General features: G+C 68.4%; 20 protein-coding genes and 1 tRNA gene. 10 read left to right on the top strand and 11 right to left on the bottom strand.

The annotated features are described in order from the left end of the window. The coding region (locus BM287_RS16860) for an ATP-binding protein (RefSeq protein ID WP_170857606.1) at positions 1–185 on the top strand (185 nt) is incomplete at its 5' end. A 10-nt stretch (positions 186–195) separates the two neighbouring features. Here BM287_RS16860 and BM287_RS16855 read toward each other — a convergent pair. The 4 genes from BM287_RS16855 to BM287_RS16840 are packed head-to-tail and all read right to left on the bottom strand — an operon-like array spanning position 196 to position 3,555. Continuing rightward, on the bottom strand, positions 196–744 hold the full coding sequence (locus BM287_RS16855) for an alpha/beta fold hydrolase (RefSeq protein ID WP_211773001.1): 549 nt from the start codon (positions 742–744) through the stop codon (positions 196–198). After that, positions 741–1,775 carry an NAD(P)/FAD-dependent oxidoreductase gene (locus tag BM287_RS16850; protein WP_244528423.1) on the bottom strand — a complete coding sequence of 345 codons (1,035 nt, stop codon included), beginning with the start codon at positions 1,773–1,775 and terminating at the stop codon, positions 741–743. Before BM287_RS16850 ends, BM287_RS16855 begins: the two co-directional genes overlap by 4 nt. Before the next feature lie 7 nt (positions 1,776–1,782). Continuing rightward, entirely contained in the window at positions 1,783–2,685 is a 903-nt protein-coding gene (locus BM287_RS16845; RefSeq protein WP_090042001.1) for an alpha/beta fold hydrolase, read from the bottom strand. A gap of 54 nt (positions 2,686–2,739) precedes the next feature. Next, positions 2,740–3,555 carry an oxidoreductase gene (locus BM287_RS16840; protein ID WP_090041998.1) on the bottom strand — a complete coding sequence of 272 codons (816 nt, stop codon included), beginning with the start codon at positions 3,553–3,555 and terminating at the stop codon, positions 2,740–2,742. A 137-nt stretch (positions 3,556–3,692) separates the two neighbouring features. Between BM287_RS16840 and BM287_RS16835 the strand changes: the two genes are divergently transcribed. Together BM287_RS16835 and BM287_RS16830 are read left to right on the top strand one after the other, a co-directional pair. Then, a complete protein-coding gene (locus BM287_RS16835) occupies positions 3,693–4,100 on the top strand; it encodes a TetR/AcrR family transcriptional regulator (RefSeq protein WP_211773000.1) in 408 nt (135 codons plus the stop codon). A 101-nt stretch (positions 4,101–4,201) separates the two neighbouring features. Then, the gene (locus BM287_RS16830; protein WP_090041995.1) at positions 4,202–4,615 is read left to right on the top strand and encodes a site-specific integrase; all 414 of its coding nucleotides are present in this window, start codon (positions 4,202–4,204) and stop codon (positions 4,613–4,615) included. Between the two features lie 190 nt (positions 4,616–4,805). On the opposite strand, the gene BM287_RS16825 is transcribed toward BM287_RS16830, so the two are convergent. From BM287_RS16825 to BM287_RS16805, 5 genes are all read right to left on the bottom strand, one after another. Further along, positions 4,806–6,581 carry an ATP-binding protein gene (locus tag BM287_RS16825; RefSeq protein ID WP_170857605.1) on the bottom strand — a complete coding sequence of 592 codons (1,776 nt, stop codon included), beginning with the start codon at positions 6,579–6,581 and terminating at the stop codon, positions 4,806–4,808. Positions 6,582–7,144: 563 nt separating this feature from the next. Next, positions 7,145–8,194, bottom strand: a complete 1,050-nt coding sequence (locus BM287_RS16820; protein WP_090041990.1) for a hypothetical protein — start codon at positions 8,192–8,194, stop codon at positions 7,145–7,147. Positions 8,195–8,643: 449 nt separating this feature from the next. Next, positions 8,644–8,735, bottom strand: a tRNA-Ser gene (locus tag BM287_RS16815). Between the two features lie 69 nt (positions 8,736–8,804). Continuing rightward, on the bottom strand, positions 8,805–9,461 hold the full coding sequence (locus tag BM287_RS16810; protein WP_090041987.1) for a DUF2510 domain-containing protein: 657 nt from the start codon (positions 9,459–9,461) through the stop codon (positions 8,805–8,807). Continuing rightward, on the bottom strand, positions 9,458–9,781 hold the full coding sequence (locus BM287_RS16805) for an MmcQ/YjbR family DNA-binding protein (RefSeq protein WP_090041985.1): 324 nt from the start codon (positions 9,779–9,781) through the stop codon (positions 9,458–9,460). The genes BM287_RS16810 and BM287_RS16805 overlap by 4 nt, the downstream gene beginning before the upstream one ends. Positions 9,782–9,920: 139 nt before the next feature. Between BM287_RS16805 and BM287_RS16800 the strand changes: the two genes are divergently transcribed. The 6 genes from BM287_RS16800 to BM287_RS16775 are packed head-to-tail and all read left to right on the top strand — an operon-like array spanning position 9,921 to position 19,268. Next, positions 9,921–11,513, top strand: a complete 1,593-nt coding sequence (locus BM287_RS16800) for an APC family permease (RefSeq protein ID WP_090041983.1) — start codon at positions 9,921–9,923, stop codon at positions 11,511–11,513. A gap of 55 nt (positions 11,514–11,568) precedes the next feature. Then, entirely contained in the window at positions 11,569–12,417 is an 849-nt protein-coding gene (locus tag BM287_RS16795) for an urea amidolyase associated protein UAAP1 (RefSeq protein WP_090041981.1), read from the top strand. Further along, positions 12,414–13,157, top strand: coding sequence for an urea amidolyase associated protein UAAP2 (locus BM287_RS16790; RefSeq protein WP_090041979.1), 744 nt, complete (start codon positions 12,414–12,416; stop codon positions 13,155–13,157). The genes BM287_RS16795 and BM287_RS16790 overlap by 4 nt, the downstream gene beginning before the upstream one ends. Continuing rightward, on the top strand, positions 13,154–16,825 hold the full coding sequence (uca, locus tag BM287_RS16785; protein WP_090041976.1) for an urea carboxylase: 3,672 nt from the start codon (positions 13,154–13,156) through the stop codon (positions 16,823–16,825). Before BM287_RS16790 ends, uca begins: the two co-directional genes overlap by 4 nt. Continuing rightward, positions 16,822–18,540, top strand: a complete 1,719-nt coding sequence (gene atzF, locus BM287_RS16780; protein WP_090041975.1) for an allophanate hydrolase — start codon at positions 16,822–16,824, stop codon at positions 18,538–18,540. Before uca ends, atzF begins: the two co-directional genes overlap by 4 nt. Next, on the top strand, positions 18,537–19,268 hold the full coding sequence (locus BM287_RS16775) for a helix-turn-helix domain-containing protein (protein ID WP_090041972.1): 732 nt from the start codon (positions 18,537–18,539) through the stop codon (positions 19,266–19,268). The genes atzF and BM287_RS16775 overlap by 4 nt, the downstream gene beginning before the upstream one ends. A gap of 91 nt (positions 19,269–19,359) precedes the next feature. On the opposite strand, the gene BM287_RS16770 is transcribed toward BM287_RS16775, so the two are convergent. Then, a complete protein-coding gene (locus tag BM287_RS16770) occupies positions 19,360–20,718 on the bottom strand; it encodes a DUF2252 domain-containing protein (protein WP_090041970.1) in 1,359 nt (452 codons plus the stop codon). A gap of 197 nt (positions 20,719–20,915) precedes the next feature. Between BM287_RS16770 and BM287_RS16765 the strand changes: the two genes are divergently transcribed. Beyond that, positions 20,916–25,298 (top strand): DUF7507 domain-containing protein, encoded by a 4,383-nt coding sequence (locus BM287_RS16765; RefSeq protein ID WP_090041968.1) that lies wholly within the window; start codon positions 20,916–20,918, stop codon positions 25,296–25,298. A 220-nt stretch (positions 25,299–25,518) separates the two neighbouring features. On the opposite strand, the gene BM287_RS16760 is transcribed toward BM287_RS16765, so the two are convergent. Continuing rightward, positions 25,519–26,289, bottom strand: coding sequence for a potassium channel family protein (locus tag BM287_RS16760; RefSeq protein ID WP_244528422.1), 771 nt, complete (start codon positions 26,287–26,289; stop codon positions 25,519–25,521). Between the last annotated feature and the right edge of the window lie 42 nt (positions 26,290–26,331).

Here is a 26,331-nt window from a genome sequence, read left to right as displayed (position 1 = left end):
AGAAACGATCGATCGCGATCAGCTCGAACCTGCACCCCTCCGGGTTCGACGAGCTCATGCCCAAGACCCTCGCGACCGCGACCGTCGACCGGCTCCTCCACCACGCCCACCTCACGCAGACCACCGGCGAGTCCGTCCGCCTCGCCCAAGCCCTCGCCGGCACGGGGGTGACCCCCATGCCCTAACCGAGACCGCTCACGCGGCCAGGGCCACCACAACCCGATGGGCAGAACTCCTGGCCGCGAACGGGCACTTCCACTGGCCACCAGCGGGCACTTCTGCTGGCCGCCGATGGGCAATTTCTGGTGGCCGTTGACAGAGCGGCAATACGGTGTTCACCGCGAAGATCCGCGAGACCCGATCGGGATGACGCAATGCGAAACCGGTTCCGATGGGGCCGCCCCAGTCGCGGAGGACCAGGGTGATGTTTGTGAGGTCGAGCGTGTCGACGAGCAGCGATTCGAGATTGAGGATGTGTTCGCTCGCGTCGTACGTGCGGTCCTGCGGTGTCTCGCTCTTGCCGAAGCCCATGTGATCGGGAACGACTACGCGGTGGCGACGTGATAAGGGCCCGATCAGGTGGCGCCACTCGTAGCCCCACGTCGGCTCACCATGCAGCATGACGATCGTCTGATCGGGACGCTCGGGACCCTCGTCGACATAATGCTGACGGAAGCCGGCCGCCTCGTTGAAGCGGGCGGAATACGGCCACGTGCCATCGAGCGTCTCTTCACCAGCGATCACAGGGTCTCACCCGTTCCAGCCAGGTGCAGGGCGGCGTCCGCGTCCGCCGCAGCCAGCATTCTGTTGATGTCGGCGCCGGCCAGGGCGCCTGCCGCTGCGGAGGCGCCGACCTGGGCGGTCAGGTCGGTGACGTTGCCCGCCACCCACACACCGGGCACCTCGGTGATGCCGGCCGCACCGGAGGCGAAACTGCGGCCCTTGTTGGGCACGTCCTGCACCGGGAGGCGCAGTCCTTCCAGGCCACGGTCGCGGATTCGCATCGGTGCAAGGACCGCGATGACGCTGCGAGTCACGACCTGGCCGTCGGCCAGGCGCACCCCGGCAAGGGCGCCGTGCGCGTCGTTGACGACCTCGGTGACCGGGGTGTCGACGATGCGGATGCCGCGGGCGGCGAAGCGGGCGCGGTTGTCCTCATCCAGGTTCGTGCCGTGGGTGAAGTAGGTCAGGTCCTCGGTCAGCTGACGGTACAGGTACGCGTGGCTGATGGAGACCGGTCCGGTGGCGAGGACGCCGATGGCCTCGTCGCGCACTTCCCAGCCGTGGCAGTACGGGCAGTGGACAACGCTGTGCCCCCAGTGCTCGGCGAGCCCGGGCACCTCTGGCAGCACGTCCGTGAGGCCAGTGGCCACGAGGATGCGGCGGGCGGTGATGCTTCGGCCGTCGGCGAGGGTGACAGTGAATCGCAGGTCTCCGTCTGTCGAGGGTGCCGCAGGCTCGGCCGTGACCACCTCGCCGAACACAACGTGTCCGCCGTACTGGCGCACCTGCTCCCGACCCCGTCGGAGGATCTCGGACGGTGGGGTGCCGTCGAGGGCGAGGAGGCCGTGCACGGCGTCCGCGGGTGCGTTGCGCGGGGAGCCGCTGTCGATCACGACGACGGAACGGCGGGAGCGGGCGAGGATCAGGGCACCGTTGAGTCCTGCGGCGCCTCCGCCGATGACGGCGACGTCGATGGCTCCTTCGGGCAGCGCGTCGCTCGCGTCGGGCGGTGTCGTTGCAGTCATGTTCTGCTGCTCGTGCTTGTCAGTCATGGTTCGGTCAGCCTTTCGGGTTCCGGATGGGCATCGCCGGGGTCTCGCCGCGATGGTCGGGCACGTTGCTCGCAGCCCAGGCCGCGATCCGCCCTGCGATCGCTTCAGGGGCCTCGATGTGCAGGAAGTGACAACGGTCGGCGACGATCTCCCGCACATGCGGGGCGGCGAATCGATGCCGGTCGTCGGCATGCGGGGGGAGGATGCAGCCGTCGGCGGCGCCGTGGATGTGCAGCAGGGGCACCGAGATCGGGTGAGAGAGGCGTCGGGCGGCCTTCACCATGCCTGGTCGCAGCATCTCCCGGTAGTACTTCAGGGGCGCGGGCAGGCTCGCCCCCAGGGTCTCGTGCAGTTCCGTGCGGAGAGCGGGGTCGAGCGAGAGACCCGGCGACCACTGCTCCCAGAGGCGGTCGATGAGCGCGAGATCACGGGCTCTGGCGAGCCTGCCGGTTCCCGGCACTTGGAAGAGTCCCATGTACCAGCTCCTCCGGAGCTGAGCGGGGCGAGATCGGCTCAGGAACGTGAGCGGGTGCGGCATGGCGAGCGTGACCGCACGGTGGATCCGTTCCGGCGCGGTGACGGTGGCATCGTAGGTGATGAACGCGCCCCAGTCGTGGCCTATCAGATCCACGGGGCGACCGGGAGACCACCGGTCGATCAGAGCGATCACATCGCCGGTGAGGGATGCGAAGTCGAACGGCCCCGCGGTCGGCGACGGCGCGTAACCGCGAAGCCACGGCGCGACGACGTACCGCCCCTGCCGGGCGAGTTCGGCGAGGAAGGGCTTCGCGGTCGGCGGATGGTCCGGGAATCCGTGCAAGAACATCGTCGGCTGGCCCGCGGGGTCACCACCTTGGAGTGTGTGGAAGGTGCCGTGCGGCAAGTCGAAAGTGACGTGATCGAAATCCATGTGGGTTCAGCTCTTCCCGGAGTGGTCGGACGAGGTGCTGTGCAGGATCCGGGATCAGCCGGCCAGCTGGTTGAGCTTGCGGATCTGCTTGTCGAACACGCGCGAGGGCACGAACCGGTGCAGGAGGCTGACGCGTGCGGCCATCGAACCCGCGGTGTACCGCAGTTTCGGCTTGGAATCGGTGGCGGCTGCGACGATCGCCTTCGCCACAACCTCAGGGGCGTCGGCCGTGCGCATCGCCGATGCCTGCACGTCTTGGGAGATCTTCCGCTGGGCCGCGTAGACCGGCAGGGGGGAGTCGGGTCCCAGGCTGCTCGCCTCGAAACTCGTGCTCGTGAAGGCAGGCTCGACCAGGAGCACCCGGACGCCGTGCTCGCGGAGCTCGTGGTCCACGGACTCGGAGTACCCCTCGACAGCGTGCTTGGTCGCGGCGTACACGGCCATGAACGGGGCGGGGATCAGGCCCAGCACGGACGAGACGTTGACCACGCGGCCGCTGCGCTGGGCACGCATGTGAGGAAGGACGGCGTTCGTCATCCGCATCGCACCGAAAACGTTGATGTCGAAGATGTCCTTGCTCTGGGTGATCGAGCTCTCCTCGCCCGCGCCGACCGCGCCCACGCCGGCGTTGTTGACCAGGACATCGATCCGACCGAAGCGTTCGAGCACCTCGTCGACGAGGGCGTGGACCGACTCATCGCTGGCAACGTCGAGATCGAGGAGGGTCGCTCCGGCGAGCGGCTCGGCGTTCGCGGCGTTGCGACTTGTGCCCACCACCGCGAATCCGACGTCGACGAGGGCGAGAGCTGTCGCCCGCCCGATCCCGGATGAAGCGCCCGTCACAAGGGCCACTGGGGCGGATGTCTGCATGTTCGTTCCTTCGGCTGTGGGTGCAACGCTGTCGCGCTGGAAATGGCTGGCCAGACTATCGCGTACTGATCAGTCAAGAACGTACACGGTTCTGTACTGATTTGTCAAAAACCGTCCACCTGCCTTATCGTCTCCATATGGCAAGACCACGAAGCTTCGATCGCGAACACGTCCTCCATGCCGCTGAGCGGCAGTTCCGCGCATCGGGCTACAACGGGACGAGCGTCGACGACATCAGTGCCGCGACCGGCCTCGGCCGCGGCAGTCTCTATGCTGCGTTCGACGGCAAACGCGGAGTGCTGGTGCAGGCGATGGCCGCGTACTTCGTCCGGCTGGGGCAGATAGCGCCCGCGATGCTCGCCGGCCCGGACGAGGGCGCCCTGGAGCGACTGCACGCGTACGTGCTCCGCGCCGTTCACGGGGTGCCCCTCGCCGATGACGTGCCCCCTGCCCCCGACCGGGCGGCCTCTGCCTGCTTTGCGGGGAAGATGGCCCTGGAGATCGGCGCCGCCGGTCCGCAGCAAATCTCAAGCCGTCGTCGCTAGGGCCGCCTGAAGGATCGTGGAGTAATCACGTCGCTCCGAAATGGGCGCGCCGTCGCGTTGGCGACATCCGTCACAGCGAAGTGCCGACCTGGATCGCCACGATGTCGAAGGTCAGCTCGCCGACCGTCGCGATCCACGCGCGCGGCGTGCTGGCTGGCATTCTGGACATCGCGATGCGTGATCGGCGCATCACGCAGGACCCGGCTCTGGCGATCGAGCTGCCCCGCAAGGTCCCGAAGGAGCACCTCTACCTCACACACCAGCAGGTTCACGACCTGGCCACCGCGTCGGGCGACCGAGCGGCGATCGTCCTCCTGCTCTGCTACACCGGCCTGTTCTGGGCCGAGATGGACGGCCTGCGGGTCAAGGACATCGACTTCGAGCGGCGACGCATCCGCGTCTCCGAGAACGCGGTCGAGGTCGACGGAATCATCGAAGTCGGCACACACAAAAACCCGGAATCGTTGACTTTCCGGGGGTTTCGATCGGCGGAGACGGAGGGATTTGAACCCTGACGGCGCTCCTCAAGCCGCTCGGCGATGCCCCGGAAACCGCGGAATTTCACGTCTCTCGGTTGACCAAGCACCTTCTCGGCTGACCACGGTTGTGGGGTTTTTGTGGGGCGTCCTTGAAATGGCGGCTGCCGCACGCTTCATTCCGACAAACCGACCGGCGCGGCGTTGTCCAGTTGAAACCACAAGCTCGCTACTCGAGGTCGTCGAACGGCAATTGATTCGGGTCGTGCTCTTGCGATTCAATCGGCCCGTCTGCGGGCCTTGATTTTGACTTTGACGGGAAGGCTGCGCCGCGGCCGTACGTGACGCTCGGCCCGCGGGTCGCCTCAGACGTCTTGATCAGGATTTCTCGTTCAACAAGGTCGGCGAGTACCCGGGACGCGCCAACCGTATCCAGGTCCAAGAGGATCCTCACCATCCGGGCGTTGATCGTGCCAGTCTCGTTCACCAGTTCGATGATCTTGCGATCGAGCTGATCCGTAGTGCGGCGCCGGTATGTGACAGCCGGCCCGAGGGCCGCCAGCGCCCCCTCTCGCAACCTATATCTCGGGCGCGCGCGTCGAACGGTCTCCCGGGTTGGCTCGAGCAGAGGGGTCTCGTCGCCGCTTAGACGCGCGAGCACTGATTGAGCCTCATCCACAGACGCCTTTTGCAGCAGTGGCATGAGTTCTTCTGCACTAACCGTCTTGCGCGTCAAGAGAGTCAACAGGATGAGCATAGTGTCCGCGTCGGCGGCCTCCTCTTGCGGCAGCGTCGCCACGTACCGCGCCAGCGCGGTATTCGGAGCCCCACCCAGCAAGGTGACTTCCACCCGTGTCGGGTCGGCAGCGTATCGGGGAGGTTCGTGCCCAACCCGCGCCATTTCTGCGTACATGCGGTCAACGCCGGACCCTGCGGTCTCAGCCAGACCGAGCATGCGCATCGCATTGGCCAGATTTGTATTTCGGGTGCGGGACGACGTCGTCAGAACATTATCGACGCTTACGCCAGGCACAAATCCGCCGGGTGACGAGACCCGCAATTGGGTAAGAGTGTGTTCGACAGCTGTCCGATCGATGCTGAAGTACTCACGATGCATGATCCCGTTCACGACAGCCTCGCGCACAGCAGCTTCAGGAAGATCAGCGATATGAAGTTGCTGGCCCTTGCCGATCGAGACGGGCGTGGTCTCAAGTCGCGCATCGATCAGATCAAAGACGCGTTGAACAGCGACGACAAGCGGGCCAGTGAGGTGTTCGTTCGATGTCAGCTGTCCAGCGGGCGTTCGCCGGTGCGTGTAGGCGATAAGCGTCACGTCGTCGAATGCGCGAGTGAAGAGTAGTGCGCCAGCGTTCGTGAGTGACTGGTCCTCAAGCACCACGCCCACCGCGCGGAGCAGTTCTATGTCACTCGCTTCTGCGAGCCGACGCTTCCCAAGATCATTGGAGCGCGCGAGCATTTCCCTTGCCACCTGCATGGCGACGGGATCCACGTGGTCAGCGCGCCAGTTGCTTCTCTGGACACTCCAGTCTCGGCCAGTTTTCTGCGACGTCACGGTTGCGATACGGTCGCTCGTCATCGGCTTGCAATGCTGGTCGATTCGTTCAGTTGGAACCTTGTTGTTCGCGCTGTGAACCTGCGTACTGTTCGGCACGCTCAAAACGAGGACGTTGCCGGGAAAAGTAGTACGGAGCTCTGCTTCGACCAAGAGCGGTGGACTGGTGAGCTCGTAGATGCGGAGTCGTGTCTGCTCTGGGTCGAGTGACGTGCCGACGAAAGCACTCGGCCCGGCTGTTCGGTCGTCCACTCCCACGACGATCGTGCCGCCTGATGAATTGGCCATGCATGACGCTGCATCCGCAATGTTTTTGAGATCGTCATTTCGGGACCGGCCGTCGGTCTTGAACTCAATGTCGAGTGTTTCCATGTCGTCAGCGGTAATCGCCCCAGCAACGATCTCTGTCAACACTCCGGCAATGTGGTCCATCGAAGTTTCCCTTAAGTTTTGCATGGCCCTTCACTAACGCTTTGGCCACACGGGTGCGCATGGTTTCAACGAAGTTTTGTCATCACCTTCACTGTGAAGGGTGTCGCAAAACTATCGCAAAACCAAGACATTTGGTAGGCCGCCGCGTCCGCCGAATTGGGTCGCGACGCAATCCAGGAATCATGATTCGCTGCTGGCGAATCAACCGAGTACTCGGACGGGCCCGCTTGATACGCGGCGCTCGTTGATGCGCGTGCTTTGGCGCTGCTAGAGCGACTCCACTGGCCTCACGATCGGTTCATCGTTTCGCTCCCAGTCAGGCGGAAGGTCGGGATTCGTGACGTTGTCGACCCACCGTGGATCGTCTCCCCCCGGCCAAGACTTAGGTGGACTGTCGCCCGCGAAAACCCATTCGCTTCGCCACCCGGCCCCACCCATGCCAAGTACCCAACCGCTGGGCAGAGTCCGCCACGCGCGCCAGTCCTGGCCGTTTGCACTGGTCTCAATGACGAATCCGTGTTGCTCAGGAAGTCCGTAACGGGGCGCATCGACTATCGCATCGGTCAGTCCGTCAGCATCGGACCAGTATCGATTCCCATTTCCGGTGTAGCGGCCCATTTCGCAGGTGCTAATCCAGCGGAGACGTTCCTTCGTAACGTGAAACTCCCGCCGATCACGTTGGGCGCCTGAGGCGTCCGCACCAGATACGCCGCTATTCGTTCGGAGGGCGCTGACGCGCGCTCGCTCGGCCGCGTCATCGCGACGCACGTCATCGCGGAAGCTACGCATGTAGCGAATCGTTCGCGGTAAGTGCTCAGGCGTCCGACGCTGTTGTATCTTCCGGTGAAGCGAGCCGCGAGCTTCACTCGAAAATGGAGACCTAGCACGATAGCGAGACGAACTCGCCTCCTCAACGTTCGGTCAGGAGCGACCCACGAGACGCGCTTGAGCAGAACTTCCGCCGTCATCGGGAACGCTTCCATATAGAAGAGCGGAAGCAAGAGCGCGGGTAGCCAAAGGCTGATGAGGAAAGACCGCAGCTGAGCGACCCAGTCCATCGACGCCCAGTCGTGAGCGATGGAGGCCGTCGTCCAGGCGAGAGCGCCGATTCCGGCGAGCCCAAGCAGGACGGTGATCAACTTACGGGCAGGGGCCCACTCGGTTCTGGTGCCGGCCACCGCGGCCATCGCGAAAAGCAGAGCCAACGTCGGCTGCAGAACTAACTCCGCCCACAGCGGAAATGGCGCGACGTTGAGGTAGAAAGCGATCAGCGTTGTCAAGCCGAGAGTCTCGGCAGTGAGCCGTTTGACAATCACCAAACCGGTCTGAGCGTTCACAATGCGAAAGGTCATTGGTATCGCGAGCGTGGCAGTGATGAATGCTGCATCCTTGACCAAACTCCAGTCAAAGAGGCCCACCCGCCAGGCCAGAGCGAGACATGCGGTAATCCATGCCATCAATAGCACGAAGACTGGTGACACTCGCCAATCGAAGGCTTTGAGGATTCCGGGGATACCCGCAACGACAACGGCTCGAGTTTTCGGCAAGGTAAGTAAGAGGGCCGCACCGAGGGCGAGCAGAATCAGAGTCGCCCACTCGCGTGCGTTCAACATTAGGTCCCTCCATGTCGGAAGATAGCAGCCGCCTCGGACGCCACCGTCGGCATCGCCACTGAAGCCGCGGGCGATCCGCGAAAACGCGGCCAAGCGATTGCCACTCGCCAGCACTAAGCAAGTACGGTCGAGGCCCATCCCCCTTGAGCGTTGGACAGAACGGCCGCCTCGCTTAAGGACCTTCAAGGATTCGCCTGGGCGATTGCAGTATTCAGTCACCTCACTGGGCGCCTGAGGTTACTCCGTTCGCCGACCTCCAATTCGCGTGCCACCGCTGCCACTCGATGACATACGCGACGATCCATTGACAGCGACTTCCCACAGTCGTGGGGCCCGCGGTTTACTGGCTTCCCAATGAACCAGCGGAGGAGACGGCGTGAACTGTGGGGCTTTTGTGGGGATCCTGGTCCGTCGGGGGGTTGGAAAGTGACCCTGACCAGCATATTTACTGGCGGAGACGGAGGGATTTGAACCCTCGGTCCCCTTACGGGGACTCCACCTTAGCAGGGTGGTGCACTAGGCCGAACTATGCGACGTCTCCAGCGCGACCGCGAGCGGACGCACGAGAGCCATCATAACGGACGATCCCGGCCCACCCGAATCCGGCCGGTCAGGCGCCGACGGGCAGGTTCTGGATGACTGTGTCGAGCATCTGGGTGATCAGCATGGCGGACCAGATCATCGCGAGGACGATCGTCACCGCGGCGACGGCGATCGAGACCCACATGGGCGCGGCCCCGCGGCCACCGGCGACGCGGCGGACGATGACGGTCCGGCCGATCGGGTACGCGACGGTCGCGAGGAACGCCCACGCCCAGTGGAAGGGACGGTCGACGCCCCGGCGCCCCAACTCGCGGTAGTCCAGCCAGGCGGACACCACGATCGCGGCCTGCAGCAGCCAGGAGAAGGCGATGACCACGAAGTAGATCGGGCCGCCGAGCATCGCGATCGGGTCCCGGTTCATGACCGCGGAACCGTCTGGTGTCACCCGGAACCCCAACTGAGGATGGATGAGGAACAGCTCGATGCCGACGAGCAGCGGCAGCAGAGCGACCAGCCAGATCCACACCGTGTAGACGGGGGTGCCGGGCGGAAGCTGCCGGCGCTCGGGGGTCACGTACGGTGCGCCGGAGCTCGCGCCGGGATACGGCGCCGGAGCGAGCTGCTCGCTCCACCGGATACCGTCCCACCAGCGGAGCACTCCGGAGCCGTAGGGGTCCGGATACCAGCCGGGCGCGGGCGCGGAACCGTCGCCCGCGTGCGTCACGAGTCCTTCCCGACCGCGGGCTCCCCGACGAACTGGTGCGCCTCAGCGGCGAGCTCCGGCCAGTCCTGGGAGTCGGTGATGCGCACCCAGGCGCCCTTCGCCTCGCTGCGCCCGGCCGCGACGAAGGTGGCGACTCCACGCTCGACGAGGTCGTCGGCGCGCTGGGGCGGGAGGTCGACGGCGAGCTCGGTCCCATCCAGGTAGGCGAAGAGCCGCCCGTGCACGTGGAGGCCGGTCGCGGTGACCGACACATCCAGGTCGGGGTCCTCCAGCAGCTGGGCCGCGAGAAGCTCGAACGATGGTACGTGGCTGTCGGTCATGCAGGTCCTCTCGATCGCATGCTACGAAACCTGAACTTAACACGCGAGCAATCGGGGGGCAACGGCGGGCATCGAGCATTGCATCAACGCACCTGTCACTTGACAGGTATTGGATGCTCCACCTGCGGAAGGTGTTCCCATGAGTGCTCTCGATCCACAACCGCTTCCCCCGTCGGGCTACGCGCAGGAGCTGCGCCGCGGTGTCGGCTCCTTCTCGTCGTTCGCGGCGGGCTTCTCTTTCGTCTCGATCCTCACCACGGTCTTCCAGCTCTTCGGGCTCGGCTTCGGCTTCGGCGGGGCGGCGTTCTTCTGGACGTGGCCCCTCGTCTTCGCGGGCCAGCTGCTCGTCGCCCTGAACTTCGCCCAACTCGCGGCGAGCTGGCCGATCTCCGGCGCGATCTTCCAGTGGTCGAGCCGGATGGCCGGGACGACGTTCGGCTGGTTCACCGGCTGGGTGATGATCATCGCCCAGATCCTGACGGTCGCCGTCGCCGCGATCGCGGTCCAGGCGGTGCTCCCCTCGATCTGGGACGGGTTCCAGATCGTCGGCGGGCCGGGCGCGGACCCGTCGCTCACCTCGCCCACCGGCGCCCAGAACGCGGTCGTGCTCGGCCTCATCCTGCTCGCGATCACCACGCTGGTGAACATCGTCAGCGTGCGGCTGATGGCGATCACGACGAGCGTCGGCGTCCTCGTGGAGATCATCGGCGTGGCCGTCGTCGTCGTGGCGCTGTTCCTGCTGCCCGGGCGGAGCGCGTCCGTCGTCTTCACGACACAGGGCGCGGCGCCGAGCGACAACCCGTACATCTGGGCCTGGCTGGCGTCCTCGCTGATGGCGGCCTACGTCCTCGTCGGCTTCGACTCGGCCGGAGAACTGGCCGAGGAGACCCATGCTCCGCGCCGCACCATCCCGAAGACCATCGTGCGAGCGGTCGTCGTCTCAGGACTCGGCGGTGCGCTGCTGATCGTCGCGACGCTCGTCTCCGCGCCCAGCCTCACGGACGGGAAGCTCACGGCCGGCGGCATCGCCTGGGTCGTCACCGAACGGCTGGGCCCGGTGCTCGGCCGGCTCATCCTGGTCGCCGTGGTCGTCGCGGTGTTCGCCTGCACCCTCGCGGTGCAGACCTCCGGCTCCCGGATGCTGTACTCGATGGCGCGCGAGCGCTCCCTGCCGTTCTGGCGCACCCTCGCGAAGGTGTCGCCGCGCACCGGGACCCCGATCGCCACCAGCATCGTGGTCGGCGTCGGCGCTGCATTGGCCCTCGCGCTCAACTTCGGCCAGAGCGCGATCTTCACCGCTCTCTCCAGCCTCTGCATCGCCATGCTCTACATCGCCTACCTCGGCGTGACGGTCCCTCTGCTCGTCACCCGGCTCCGGAAGGGCGGGGCCGGGATGCCGTCCGGCGTGGATGAGAGCGGCAAGCGGACATTCACGCTCGGCCGCTGGGGGATCCCGCTGAACATCGTGGCAGTGCTCTACCAGGTCGGGATGATCGTCAACCTCGCCTGGCCCCGCCCGGAGATCTACGACCTCACCGGCAAGACGTGGTGGCTGCAGTGGAGTGCGGTGCTGTTCATCGGCGCCACCCTCGCGGCCGGCTACCTCGTGCACCTGCGCAACCGTGCCCGCGACGGTGCGATCCAGCTGGGGCACCTTCCGGTGACGGCCGAGCTGCCGGTCGTGGCGGAGACGCCGGCGCCGGGAGGCTCGATCGCCGAGTCGCTCGCCTGACACATCGCACCAAGCGCACCACCTGATCGACAGCACGGATAGGAAACCCCGCACCATGCCCTCCCTCGCCGACCTCCACCAGACCGACAGCGTGCGCGCGTCGCAGGCGGACGCCCGGGCCCAGGCCGCCCTGACCTCCGAGCACCGGCCGTTCCGGCCGGCGTCGACGTCGCCGCACATCCCCGACGGTGTCGACCCCGGCGCACTCACCTGGGCGGAGACGGTCGCGCCCGGGGGCTACACCCACAAGGTGCTCGCCCGGGGCACGCGGATCCGCTTCGACGATCCGACCGGGCTCGCGTGCGCCAACGTCGTGCTCTACAACGCGCTGGAGCCGTGGGAGCGGCTCAATGTCGCCGATACGCTCAAGATCCCGTGGCAGGCGTACCTCGGGGAGGGGCATCCGCTGCTCTCCGGCGACGGGCGCATCCTCGCCACGGTCTCGGCGGACACGTCCGGGCGGCACGACGCGTTCTGCGGGACGACGACGGATGCGTTCTCGGCCCGGAAGTACGGATCGTCCGCTCCGCAGGGGCCCTCACCGTCGGGGCGCGCCCTGTTCACGCTCGCGGCGGCGAAGCACGGGCTGACGACCCGGGACCTCCCGCCCAGCGTCTCCTTCTTCCAGGGCGTGCGGGTCGAGGAGGACGGGGCTCTGACGTTCCTCGGCTCGGCCGGTCCCGGGACCTTCGTCGAGCTGATCGCGGAGCTGCCGCTCCTCATCCTGGTTGCGAACGTGCCGCATCCACTCGACCCGCAAGCGGACTACGTCGTCGGGCCGCTGCGCATCCATGCTTTGCGGGGAGCGCCGACCGGCGAGCACGACCCGCGGTTCACCTCCTCGCCCGAGGTGAACCGTGCCTACCTGAACTCGATCGACTACGCGGAGGCGCGAGGACTATGACCATCACCACCACCGTCCGCACCGCGGGCGACCGCGCGCTCCGGACGACCGTCCCCGTCGCTCCGCCCTTCGCCGACGGGACCGTGCTCGACCCGGCCGGCCCTGCCGTCGCCGGAGCCGTCGTCCGGGACGACACCGTCGCTCCCCTCGCTCCCTGGTCGGCGGTCGTCCCAGCCGGTCATGTCCTCACCATCGTGGATGTCGGGGGCAACCAATCGGCGGACTGCCTGATCTACGACGCGCACGACACGGACGAGCGCTATTCGGTGCCGGACACCCTCGCCTGGCAGGGCAACGCCTACATCCGTGAGGGATCCGTCCTCCGGTCGAACCTCGGACACCCGCTGATGACGGTGGTCGCCAACGAGATCGACCGCCAGGACACCATCGGCGGCGCGTGCTCCAAGGAGTCGAACACCCTCCGCTACGGCCAGCACACCGAGTACCAGCACGGTTGCCGCGAGAACTTCCTCGCCGAAGCCTCCCGGTACGGTCTCGGCGCGCGCGACCTCGTCTCGAACCTGAACTGGTTCATGAACGTGCCCGTCGAGGCCGACGGCGCTCTCGGGATCGTGGACGGGCTCTCGGCTCCGGGCAAGCGCGTCGCGATCCGGGCCGAACGGGATGTGCTGGTCATCGTCTCCAACTGCCCCCAGCTGAACAACCCCTGCAACGACTTCAACTGCACGCCGCTGCGGATGATCGTCACCGCACCGACCACCGGAACGGATGCCGCATGAGCGCCTTCGACACCGTCCTGATCGCGAACCGCGGCGAGATCGCCCGGCGGATCATCCGCACCGCCCGCGACCTGGGACTCCGGACGGTCGCCGTGTACTCCGACGCGGACCGGGCCGCCCCGCACGTCCGTGAGGCGGACGAGGCCGTGCGGCTGGGACCAGCGCCCGCACGCGAGTCGTACCTCGACATCGACGCGATCCTCGCGGCCTGCCGCCGCCTGGGCGTCGGCGCCATCCACCCGGGATACGGCTTCCTCTCGGAGAACCTGGACTTCGCCCGGCGGGTCGAACAGGAGGGCCTCGCGTTCATCGGGCCGACCCCCGGCCAGATCGCCGCCTTCGGCCAGAAGCACACCGCCCGGGAGCTCGCATCCCTCGCCGGGGTCCCGATGCTCGAGGGCACGGGCCTGCTCGTCGACGCCGACGAGGCCGTCGCCGCCGCCGAGCGGATCGGCCTGCCGGTCATGCTCAAGGCCACCGGCGGCGGGGGCGGCATCGGCATGCACGCCTGCAGCACCGTGGAGGAGGTGCGCGAGGCATTCGACCGGGTCACCCGGCTCGGCGAGAAGAACTTCGGCTCGGCCGGCGTCTTCCTCGAGCGGCTCGTGCGACCCGCGCGGCACGTCGAGGTGCAGCTGTTCGGCGCCGGCGACGGGAGGGTGGCCGTCATCGGCGACCGCGACTGCTCCCTGCAGCGCCGCAACCAGAAGGTGATCGAGGAGGCGCCGGCGCCGGCGCTCCCCGATCGCATCCGGCGGCAGCTGCACGAGTCGGCGCAGGCGCTCGCCGCCTCCGTGGACTACCGGTCGGCCGGCACCGTCGAGTTCGTGTACGACCCGCTGCGCGAGGAGGCGTCCTTCCTGGAGGTCAACACCCGCCTGCAGGTCGAGCACCCGGTGACGGAGGAGGCGTACGGCGTCGACCTCGTCGAGCTCATGCTGCGGCTCGCCCGCGACGGCGCCGACGGAGTCGACCCGGCGATCTTCACGACGGCCTTCGAGGCCTCCGGATCGGCGTTCGAGGCGCGCGTCTACGCGGAGGACCCCTCGAATCACGGGCTCCCGAGCTCCGGGCTGGTCACGCAGGCCGTCTTCCCGGGGTTCGGCGCTCCTGCGCTGAGCGGCGTGCGCGTCGACGGCTGGATCGAGACCGGGCTCGACGTGTCGCCGTACTACGACCCGATGCTCGCCAAGGTGATCGCTGCCGGCCCGACCCGCGAGGATGCGCTCGACCTGTTGCGGGAGGGACTGGATGCGAGCCGCGTCGACGGAGTCGTCACGAATCTCGGCCTGCTCCGCTCGCTGACGGACGACCTGACGTTGCGCTCGGCCACCCACTCCACGTCGACCCTCGACGTCACCGCCGACCCCGATCCCCGCATCGAGGTGATCGAAGCGGGCGCGATGACGACCGTGCAGGACCTCCCCGGCCGGGTCGGCTACTGGCAGATCGGCGTGCCCCCGAGCGGCCCGATGGATGCGGTCTCGCTCTCCGAAGCGAACCTCGCCGTCGGCAACCCGGCCGGTGCGCCGGCCCTCGAGATCACGGCAACCGGCCCGACGCTCCGCTTCACGGCGCCGACCCTCATCGCCCTCGCCGGTGCGCCCATCCCGGCTCTCCTCGACGGCGAGCCGGTCGGGCTGTGGGAGCCGATCGCTGTCCCCGCCGGCTCGACGCTCGAACTCGGGGCGACGGCCGGGCCGGGCTTGCGCACGTACCTCGCCGTGCGCGGCGGCATCGACGTTCCCCTGTACTTGGGGAGCGCCTCCACCTTCACCCTCGGCGGGTTCGGCGGACATGCCGGCCGCGCGCTCCTCCCCGGCGACGTGCTGCGCCCCGGGTCCCCGGACTCGGATGCGCCGCATCCCGCGCTCCCGGCGGGCACCCGGCTCAGCACCGTGCCGGGCCCGACCCCGCTCGACCGCCGTCCGGCGCTCACCTCCACGTGGCAGATCGGCGTGACCGAGGGACCGCACGGCGCCCCCGAGTTCTTCACCCGGCGCGACCTCGACGAGTTCTACGCGACGGATTACGAGGTCCATTACAACTCCGCCCGCACGGGCGTGCGGCTGATCGGCCCTCAGCCGGAATGGGCGCGCAACGACGGCGGGGAGGCGGGCCTCCATCCCTCGAACATCCACGACACCCCGTATGCCGTCGGGGCGATCGACTTCACGGGCGACACGCCCATCATCCTGGGGCCGGACGGCCCCTCCCTCGGCGGGTTCGTCTGCCCCGCCGTCGTCGCGAGCGGCGAGCTGTGGAAGCTCGGGCAGCTGCGGCCGGGCGACACGATCCGGTTCGTGCCCGTCCGGGAGGCGGACGCGGCGGCCCTCGTCGAGCGGCGGGCCGCGACGGCACTCCTCTCCGCGGGCGGCGGGGCGGGCGGCTCCGCGGGCGGCGACGGCGACGACGGCGTGATCGGCCGGTCGGAGGCGACGGACACCCGGCCGAGCGTCACCTACCGCCGCGACGGGGACGACAACGTGCTCGTCGAGTACGGCGACATGACCCTCGACCTGGGACTTCGGATGCGCATCCACGCGCTGATGACGACCCTCCAGTCGAACCTGCCCCCGGGCGTCCTGGAGCTGACGCCCGGCATCCGCTCGCTCCAGATCCACACCGACTCCTCCGTGCTGAAGGCGACGGCGCTGGCCGGGCTGCTGCGGGAGATCGAGGCCGAGATCCCGCCGACGACCGAGCTCGTGGTGCCCTCCCGGACCGTGCGCCTCCCCCTCTCGTGGGACGACCCGGCCACGCACCTCGCCATCGAGCGCTACATGAACGGTGTGCGCAGCGACGCGCCGTGGACACCCTCCAACATCGAGTTCATCCGCCGGGTCAACGGCCTGGACTCCGTGGATGACGTCTACCGCACGGTCTTCGATGCCAGCTACCTGGTGCTCGGGCTCGGCGACGTCTACCTGGGGGCTCCGGTGGCCACGCCGCTGGATCCCCGGCACCGGCTCGTGACGACCAAGTACAACCCGGCGCGGACGTGGACCGCCGAGAACTCGGTCGGGATCGGCGGCGCGTACCTCTGCGTCTACGGCATGGAGGGACCGGGCGGCTACCAGTTCGTCGGCCGCACGGTCCAGGTCTGGAACCGCTTCCGCCGCGGCGGGCTGTTCGCCGAGAGCCCGTGGGCGCTGCGGTTCTTCGACCGGATCGAGTGGTACCCGGTCAGCGCGGACGAACTTCTGGAGCTCCGGGCCGAGACGGATGCGGGACGCGGCGACGTCGAGACCGTGGACGGCACCTTCGCGATCGCCGAGCACGAGGCGTTCCTCGCGGCGAACGCCGACTCGATCGCGGAGTTCCGCGCGCGTCAGACGACGGCGTTCGAGGCCGAGAAGGCGCGGTGGCGGGCGTCGGGCGAGTTCGACCGTCAGCAGCAGACCGCGGTCGCCGCGGCGGTGGACGAGATCGTCGTGCCCGACGGCTCCATCCCGGTCTCGGCGCCGTTCACCTCGACGGTCTGGCAGATCTCGGTGGAGCCGGGCACGCCCGTCCGGGCCGGCGACCGCCTCATGGCGTTGGAGGCCATGAAGATGGAGTCCCCGGTCGTGGCGCCCATCGACGGCGTCGTCTCCGGCGTCTACGCGTCGGCGGGCGATCAGGTCGCGCCCGGCCAGATCCTCCTCTCGATCGGAGCCCACGAATGAGTTCGCTGCTGAGGGTCCGCGAGGCGTATGCGCGCCTCCGCGCCGCCGACCGCCCCGAGATCTGGATCGAGCTGCGCGAAGAAGAGGATGCGGCCGCCGCAGCCGCCGAGGTGGATGCGCGCGTCGCCGCGGGCGAGTCCCTCCCGCTCGCGGGACTCGTCGCCGCGGTCAAGGACAACATCGACGCCGCGGGCTTCGCGACCACCGCCGGCTCGCCGAGCTTCGCCTACCGGCCGGAGCGCGATGCGACGGCCGTGGCACGGCTCCGCGCGGCCGGCGCCGTCGTCATCGGGAAGACCAACCTCGACCAGTTCGCGACCGGGCTGGTCGGGACGAGGAGCCCGTACGGCGCGGTCCGCAACGCCTGGGATCCCGAGCGGATCTCCGGCGGCTCGAGCTCCGGCTCCGCCGTGGCGGTGGCGCTCGGCATCGTCGACCTCGCCCTCGGAACGGACACCGCCGGGTCGGGCCGCGTGCCCGCCGCGCTCAACGGGATCGTCGGCGTCAAGCCGACCCGCGGCCTCGTCCCCGCGACCGGCGTGGTGCCCGCGTGCCGCAGCCTCGACTGCGTCACGGTGTTCGCGCGTGACCTGGCGCTCGCCCGCCGGGCCGCAGAACTCCTGGCGGGAGACGACGGCCTCGACCCGCTCGCCCGCCGGCCGGCGGAGGTGGCCGCGAGAACGGTCGACGCCCTGCGCGCCCGGCCGCGGGTCGCCATCCCCACCGCTCCGCACCTCACCGGGCTGGCTCCGGACTGGGTGGAGGCGTTCCGCGCGGCGGTCGCGCAGTTCGCCGCATCCGGGGTCGAGATCGTCGAGGTCGACATCGAGCCGCTGCTCGCCGCCGCGAGCCTCCTCTACGAGGGCGCCTTCGTCGCAGAGCGCTACGCGGCGGTCGGAACCCACCTCGAGGCGCGCCGCGACCTGATCGGCGGCGACCTCGATCCCTCGGTCGCGCAGATCATCCTGGGGGGAGCATCCAGAACGGCCGTCGAGCTGTTCCAGGACCGCGAGCGGCTGGACCGGCTCGCTCTTCAGGCGCGTGGCGCCCTCGACGGCTGCGACGCCCTGCTGACCCCGACGACCACGTGGCATCCGACGCTCGCCGAGGTGGCCGCGGATCCCCTCGGCGCGAACAGCCGGATGGGCCGCTTCACCAACTTCGCGAACCTCCTCGACCTGTGCTCGCTCGCCGTCCCGGCGGGCTCCGTGGCGGGGCTTCCGTTCGGCGTCATGCTCACGGCCGATGCGTTCCACGACGGGGTGATCGCACGGATCGCCGAACGCCTGCTTTCGCCCGCCGTCGACCTGCTCGTCGTGGGCGCGCACCTCACCGGTCAGCCGCTCAATGCGCAGCTCGTCGCGGCCGGCGGCTCGTTCGCCGGATCGGTCACGACGAGTGCCGAGTACCGGCTGTTCGCCCTCGACACGGCGCCGGCGAAGCCCGGGATGCTGCGCGTGCGCTCCGGAGGCGCCGCGATCGCGGGAGAGCTCTGGAGGCTGCCCGCCGCCGGCTTCGCCCGATTCGTGGACGCGCTGCCCTCGCCGATGGCGATCGGCCGGGTGACGCTCTCCGACGGCCGGGTCGTCGCGGGGTTCCTCTGCGAACCGGTCGCCGCTGAGGGTGCCGTCGACATCACCGCGTCCGGCGGCTGGCGCGCGTGGCTGGCGGAGGCGTCCACCGGGCGCGAGACGGTGTCAGAATCGATGGCATGAGTTCGTCGACCGTCAGCCAGAGCAGACCGGGCCGGCCCCGCGCCGAGGCGGGCACCTCCGAGGCGGCGACCTCCGGGCTGCCGGCTCGGGAGCAGATCCTGGATGCGGCCGCGGCCCTCTTCGTCGAGTCCGGGTTCTCGGGCACCTCGACGCGCGCGATCGCCGACCGGGTGGGCATTCGCCAGCAGTCGCTGTACTACCACTTCGCGGGCAAGGACGAGATCCTCGTCGAGCTGCTGAGCAACTCCGTCCGGCCGAGCAACGAGTTCGTCCGCATCATCGAGTCGCACGTCTCGCTCGGGGCGGACGGCGGGGACGACAGGCGCGCAGCCGCCGCCGGGGCTTTATATGCCCTCGCGAGCATGGATGCCGCGACGCTGCGTGCGACCCCGCACAACATCGGCGTCCTGTACCTGCAGCCCGAGATCCAGGACGAGCGCTTCGACGCCTTCCGGGCGGAACGCGCCAGGCTCCGGGAGGCGTACGGACGCCTCGGGGCCGCAGCCGCGCATGCCGAAGTGGCCGCGGTGCTGGACGAGCGGCACCTGGGCACGCTGCTCATCCAGCTCGCGGAGGTCGTCATCCAACTCCGCAGCGAAGGCGACGCGGATCCGGCCGACGACGACACGATCGCCGCGTCCTGCCTCCGCGTCCTCGGGCTGACGACCCCCGAGATCGAGGCGGCCCGCGTCGAGGCGGAGGAGCTCATCGCCCGCTGCGCCGGGTGATTGCGCCGATTCGGAATGTCTGCGGCCGGGCGAGCAACGGCATACGTTCCAAACAGCAGCAGACACCGTCCGGCCGTCGGCCGGGCGGGCCCTACTCGAAAACGCCCGCCCGGGCGGCCTCGACGAAGGTCGCGTAATCCTGCTCCGCCTGGGCGGCGTACGCATGGGCCCACTCGGCCGCCGCGCGCACGAAGGAGCCTCCCGTGCCCACGTATCCCGCGACGAACTTCGCCTTCGGCGAGCGCGCGTGCGCCCGTGCGAGCACGGTGGCGCACGCCTGGGCGTACTCGCTGAACTGCGTGGCGTTCATGTCCGCGATCTCGAACGACGCGTTCCGGTTGCGGAACATCCGCATGTAGAAGCTGTACCCCTCCACGGTGAGGTAGCCGAGGAACGGGTCGGACACCGCCTGCAGGATGCGCTGGCACCCGACCACGCGGTACCCCTGATGCTCCGCGAGGATCACCGGGTCGAGGTAGCCCGCGACGGGCGCGATCCCGCCGAACTCCTGGACGACCGAGGCGCTGGCCTCCTTCAGCTGGAGGATCAGGATGTCGCCGGTGGCGTCTCCGAGGGCGATGATGAAGCACCGCGTTCCCACACTGCCCACCCCGACCACGCGCCGGGCGACATCCAAGACGGTGTACTGGGAGAGCATCAGGGCGATGTTCGTCGGGACCGTCGCGCGGTACGCCTCGAACACCTGGTCCACGATCACCCGGATCTCCGGCTCCAGCCGGGTGAGCACGGGCGGGTTCTCCACGAACTGCAGCCCCTCACCGCGTTCGACCAGGGTGTGGCTGGCGACATGCTCGCTGGTCCGCTTCTCCGACTCCTTCAGGGTGTGCTTGATCATCCGCTCGCTGTCCCGGCTCAGGATCCGCCGGTCGGCCATGCTGGTGATGCGGAAGTAGCGCCGGTACAACGACGACTCGAGCGCCTCGCCCAGTGCGTTGCGGTACATCGCGGATGCCGAAAGCACGATCGAACGGAGGTCTGAACGGCCGATCCCGAGCGAGCGACCGGCGAGGACGACGCTCGTCAGCATCCGTTTGACGTCCCACTCGAAGGGGCCGACGGCCGCCTCATCGAAGTCGTTGATGTCGAAGACCATGGAGCTCTCGGGCGACCGGTAGATTCCGAAGTTGCTGATGTGAGCGTCGCCGCAGAGCACGACATCCCCACCCGCGGTCGGCGCGCCGGCCAGGTCGGCGGCCTGGATCGCCGCCGTTCCCCGGTAGAACGCGAACGCGGATGCGCTCATCCGCTCCACGCGCAGGGCGATCAGCGCCGGGAGGCGGTCCTCGTGCTGCCTGCGCAGGACCCCGAGCGGATCGCGTCCCGGCGGAGGCGTGAAGTCGGCCTGGCTGGACCGCGGAACCTGCGAGCGGGCCGCGTGTCCGGCATCGTACAGCTCCTTCTCGTCGAGCGGGGTCGCGATCGTCGTCATGACGCACCTCCTGGGTGGCGCTCATGCTAGCTCCCGCCGACACGGCCCCGATAGACCGTTCCCGGAGATCCCGGACGGACGGAATCACCGGCGATTTCGCGGGCTCGCAGCCGGCAGACAGACGTCGTAGCGGCCTCTTCAGATTACGGACCGAATAGCGGCCATGAAAGTCATTGACGTGCGGAACGCGTGTCAGCATGGTGACCTTAGCCGAGGCGGCGGTCCAGCCGTTGCGCCGCGGCCAGTTCTCAGAGAACGGAGTCGCAACGGTGCGGAAATCGAAACAGGGGATGTGGATCGGGCCATTGGCGCTGCTGATGGCCTTCGGGTTCTCCGTGCCGGCCGCGAACGCCGCGACGGGTACCGCGAGCGTGAGCATCAGCCCGTCCACTGCGACGATCGCGGCGGGCGGCTCCGAAACCTACACGCTGAGCGTGACCTGCAGCGTGACCGGCGGATGCGACGCGACGACCGTGACGTTCCCTACGACGACGATCGCCGGCGATGGCGCCACCACCGATTTCGGATCGTGGTTCGGCGGCTCTTCGTGCGCGACGGTGACGAAGACCGTTTCGGGCGGCACCGTGACCTACGCCTACGGGAACGTCTCGACCGGTACCTCGCAGTGCACGATCGCGGTCACGGCCCCGTACTACACGACCCTGAACGGAACCGTCGCGACCCTCACGCCGACGATCGCCGGCACCGGCTTCGCCTCCGCCACCGGAAGCCCCTCCACCCTGACCGTGACGGCTGCCAAGAGGGCCGGCATCGTCAAGAACGGTCCGGCGCAAGTCGGTACGGGGGCCCAGCTCAGATACCTGTTGGACATCCAGTGCGGAGGCCCGGGCTCGCTCGGGACATCGGCGTACGCCTTCACCGACACCCTCCCGGCGAACTTCACCTATCAGAGCTTCACGACCTCGCTTCGCGACGTCAACAACAACGACGTCGGCGGCACGCCGCCCGGGACCATCGCCTACGACGCGCCCACCCGCACCTTCTCCTACTCCGACCCGGGCGGCACGACCTGTCAGATCGGCTCCGCCCAGGGCTGGGACATCTACGTCACGGGAACGGCTTCGACCGGCGGCGTGCCCGATGCTCCGGGCGACACCATCGTCAACACCGCGAGTGCGTCATGGACCTACCTCGACGGAACGACCGGCAGCCAGTCCTCCACACTGACCACCTCGGTGGTGTCGCCGGTTCCCAACCCCTTCCTGGGCAAGGCCGGCAAGGGTCAGACTCTGCCGAACGCGGGGTTCTACACCTTCAATGGAGTGACGTACCCGTACACGTATCCCGGCGACTGGAACCGCAGCGGGCAGTCCGTCCAGTACCCGATCACCGTGACCACCGTGGGGACCAGCGCCGGAGTGGACTTCGCCGTCCAGGACCCGGTGCCGTGCCTGACCGACTTCGCCGGCGGCGTGTACTCCTCGCAGCCGCCGGGCGGTCCTTTCTGCACGGCACCGGCTTTCATTCCGACGGTGATCGTCTCGAGCGGATTCACCCCGGCCGTTTCCGATTCGATCTCGGTGGTGCACACCGACGGCAGTACGTCGAGCATCCCGTTCACGGCCGGGACCGGCTGGGTGATCCCGGCATCCCCGGCGGTGGCGGAAATCGACATCCCGCAGTTCGCCGAGGAGGGCGGAAACTCGGCCACGACGATGCAGTTCGTGGTCAAGGGCTACGCGGCGCCGACGGTGGCCACCACATCCCTGCTGACGAACACGGCCACGGCCGACGCCTTCCTGGTCGGCTCGAGCACGCCGCTGGTGTCGACCGAGACGGCGAAAGCGAGCGTCATGGTCGTCAGCGCCGCCGAGCCGTCCGGAACGGTGTTCGCTCCGGGGATCAACGGCGGCTACAACGGGACCGGGACGTGCACCGAGAACATCAACCCGTACAACAACCTCGAGATCGCGGCCGCCCCCTCTCAGCCCATCTACGTCGATTACCTCGCTCCGGCGGGCGCGACGGTCACAAGCGGTGTCACGCAATCGTGGAGCTTCACGCCCACCGACGGAACAGTGGGCTCGGTGGTCATTGCACCCTCCCAGGCGGCGACCGTCACCCCGAACGTCAACGGGACCGGCCGAACGCTGTACGAGTGGGTGATCCCGGCGAGCGTCATCCCGCAGCCGGGCGACTACCTCCTCGGTGTCAGCAGCCGTCTCCAGGTGAACCTGGGCGTCGGTTGCGCCGGCATCTACCAGAACGACATCACTGCCGGCTATGGCGCCCCGATCGCCGGCTGCGACAGCGGCACCAGCATCACCCCGCCCTCGAACCCGACGGCCGACTCCGACCTCGATTTCACTGGCGCGCCCCTCTCCCGCAACTACTGCGGCGGGTCCTTCCCGCTGACGGTCGCGTCCGTCAACCCCGCATTCTCGGTGGATAAGACGGTGCAAGGAAATCTGGATGCCGCACCGGTGTCGGCCGGGGGCATCGGGAATGTGAGCCCGGCCGGCGGAACCGCCACGTACGACCTGACCTTCACCAACACGGGTCAGTCGAACCTGACCGATCCCGTGATCTACGACCTGCTGCCTGCCGTCGGCGACACCTTCGCGACGTCGGCGTCGCCGCGCGGATCGCAGTTCCCGGTGACGCTCACCGGAGTCGGGACGGTGCCTGCGGGTGTGACGGTGTCGTACTCGACGGCGGCGAACCCCTGCCGACCGGAGGTACTGGCCGTCAACCCGGGCTGTGTGAACGACTGGACCACGACGCCACCCTCCCCCCTCTCGTCGGTCACTGCGCTGAAGTTCGCCTACACCGGAACCGTCGACGTCTCCGGAGGAGCCGGCCCCGACAGCTTCTCCATCCCGTACACCGTCTCAACCCCGACGACCACGCCCGGCGCCGTCGCGTGGAACACCGTGGGCACGACGGCTCGCGCCGGCACGACGGCGATGCCCCCGGCCGAGTCCTCGCGCACCGGCCTTCAGGCGGACGACGCCGCCCCGGTGATCGTGAAGACCGTCGCCTCCCCGGCCACACCGGTCAGCGCCGTCGGACAGGTGGTCACCTACAGCTTCGCGGTGACCAACACCACCGCGGTTCCCCTGACCGATGTCTTCGTGGACGACGCTCAGCTGGCGCCCGCGGGCGCGCTGGCCTCGCCGCCGGCCTGCCAGGCTCTGAGCAGCCCCGCCGGCACCTGCTCGGGCGCATCCACGACCCTGGCACCGGGCCAGACGGCCACCTTCACCGCGACCTATGCCGTGACCCAGGCCGACCTCGACCACGGCGAGATCCAGGATGCGGCCACCGCGACCGGCACGCCGCCGACGGGCGGGACGATCACATCGCCGATCTCGACGGCCACCGTACCGGTCGACCAGGCACCGGCCCTGACCCTGGTCAAGTCCGCTTCGCCGTCCGCGCCGTCGTCGTACGTGGCAGGTCAGGCGATCACCTACACCTTCGCGATCACCAACACCGGCAACGTCTCGCTGGCCGACGTGACGGTCGACGAGACCGCGTTCACCGGCTCCGGGACGGTGTCGCCCATCACCTGCCCGACCACGACGTTGTCCCCCGGAGAACAGGAGAGCTGTACGGCGACCTACACGCTGACGCAGGCGGACGTGGATCGCGGCTCGGTCAGCAACACGGCCGACGTGACCTACGCTCCACCGGGAGGCGCGACCGCAAGCTCGCAGCCGTCCTCGGCTGTCGTGCCGGTGGCCCAGGCGCCGGCACTGACCCTCACCAAGTCGGCGAGTCCCACCACGGTGTCCGCCGCCGGGCAAACGGTCGCGTACGACTTCACGGTGACCAACACCGGCAACACGGACCTGTCGGACGTGACGGTGACGGAGACCAGCTTCACGGGCTCGGGAACCGTCCCGGCTGCGACCTGCCCCGAGCCGGTCCTCGCGCCGGGCGCCTCAGAGGTCTGCACGGCGACCTATACGGTGACCCAGGCGGATGTCGACGGGGGCTCGGTCAGCAACACGGCCACCGCGACCGGGACCCCGCCGACCGGTGACCCGGTCACCACGCAACCGTCCACAGTCGTCGTTCACGCTGCCGCGACGCCGAGCCTGACGCTCCTCAAGAGAGCGAGCGCGACGGAGCTCGGGCTGGCCGGAGAGGTCATCACCTACACCTTTGCCATAACAAACACCGGCAATGTGACGCTCTCCGGCATCATGGTGACCGAGACGAGCTTCAGCGGCACAGGCACGATTCCCGCCGTCACCTGCCCGAGCCCGACGCTCGCGCCCGCTGCCGCGGAGAGCTGCACCGCGACCTACATTGTGACGGAAGCCGACGTCGCCGCCGGGCTGACGAACACGGCGGTCGCCAGCGCAACGCCACCGGGCTCCACCACCCCGATCGACTCGAACGCCTCCACTGCCGCGATTTCCGCCGCTCCCGGTGGGAGCCCGCTTCCGGCCGTCAGCGCTCAACCTCCGACCGCCACCGTCTCGGCGGGTGGCCAGCTCGCCGAGACAGGGATTGCCATCACACCGCTGCTGTGGATTGCGGAAGTGCTTGTGCTCCTCGGCGCCGCGCTCGTCGCGGTGGTCGTCGCTCGCCGGAGGTTCCGGCTGTGACGAGGGGACGCGACCACGCCTGACCGGCGGTCGGCGCAGGCCCGGTCGACCGCCTGTTCGAAACGTGTGCGGCGGCGCGAGCAACCGCACACGTTTCGAGTCGCCGCAGACACCATCCGTCCATCGGGGCCGGGATTGGAAGGAGATCGGATGTCGAATCTCCTTCGAATGGCAGTACTGAAGGAGATTCGAACGCGACCCGTTCGAATCTCCTCCGGACTCACGGGTCGATCTCGGAGGTGCCGGGCACGCCGGCCTTCCGCTCGAGAAGCTCTTTCAGCTCGGCGATGTCGCGGCGGAGCTCCTCGATGTGCTGGCGGGTGACGTTCTCCTGGCGGGCCTCACGTGCACCGACGTTCTGCACCAGCCACGAGGAGAGGGCGGCGGCGACCGTGGCGATGATGCCGATCCCGCCGAGCATCAGTGCGACCGCGATCAGCCTGCCGGTGAGGGTGATCGGGACGATATCGCCGTACCCGACGGTGGTGATGGTGACGCAGGCCCACCAGAGGGCCTGCCCGAAGCTGTGGATGGGGGAGCTTGCGACGTTCTGTTCCACATCCAGGACCGCCAGAGCGGCCATGACGACGATGACCGTCCCGTAACTGCCCACGTAGAGCAGGACCCGGCCGCGGAACGCGGATCCCGCGAACCTGTGGAACAGGCGGACCATCGCGAGGAGCCGGAGCAGGCGAAGAGGCCGCAGCACCGGCAGGATGACGATGAAGAGGTCGAGCAGGTGTGTCCAGAACCAGCGCCAGCGGTGCGAAGCCAGGGAGAGGTTCACGACGTAGTCGATCGCGAACATGATCCAGGCCGCCCACATGACCGCTTCTTGTACCTGGTCTTTCGCGCTGGGGATGTCCGCGAGAACGCTCCAGGCGTACGCGATGAGGAAGGCGAGCGCCGCGAGGACGAGCGGCCATTCGGTGAGGCGCTGCCAGCGCTCCTGCGTGAGCTTCCGCGCGTGGTCACCGGGCAGGCTGGACACGTTCCGGTTCCTCGCTGGTCACGCAGCGATGGTAAGGCCCGT

It is taken from the genome of Leifsonia sp. CL147, from assembly GCF_900114565.1.
Taxonomy (GTDB): domain Bacteria; phylum Actinomycetota; class Actinomycetes; order Actinomycetales; family Microbacteriaceae; genus Leifsonia.
The sequence above is the reverse complement of the archived record's forward strand: the minus strand, read 5'-3'. Positions and strand labels throughout refer to the sequence as shown.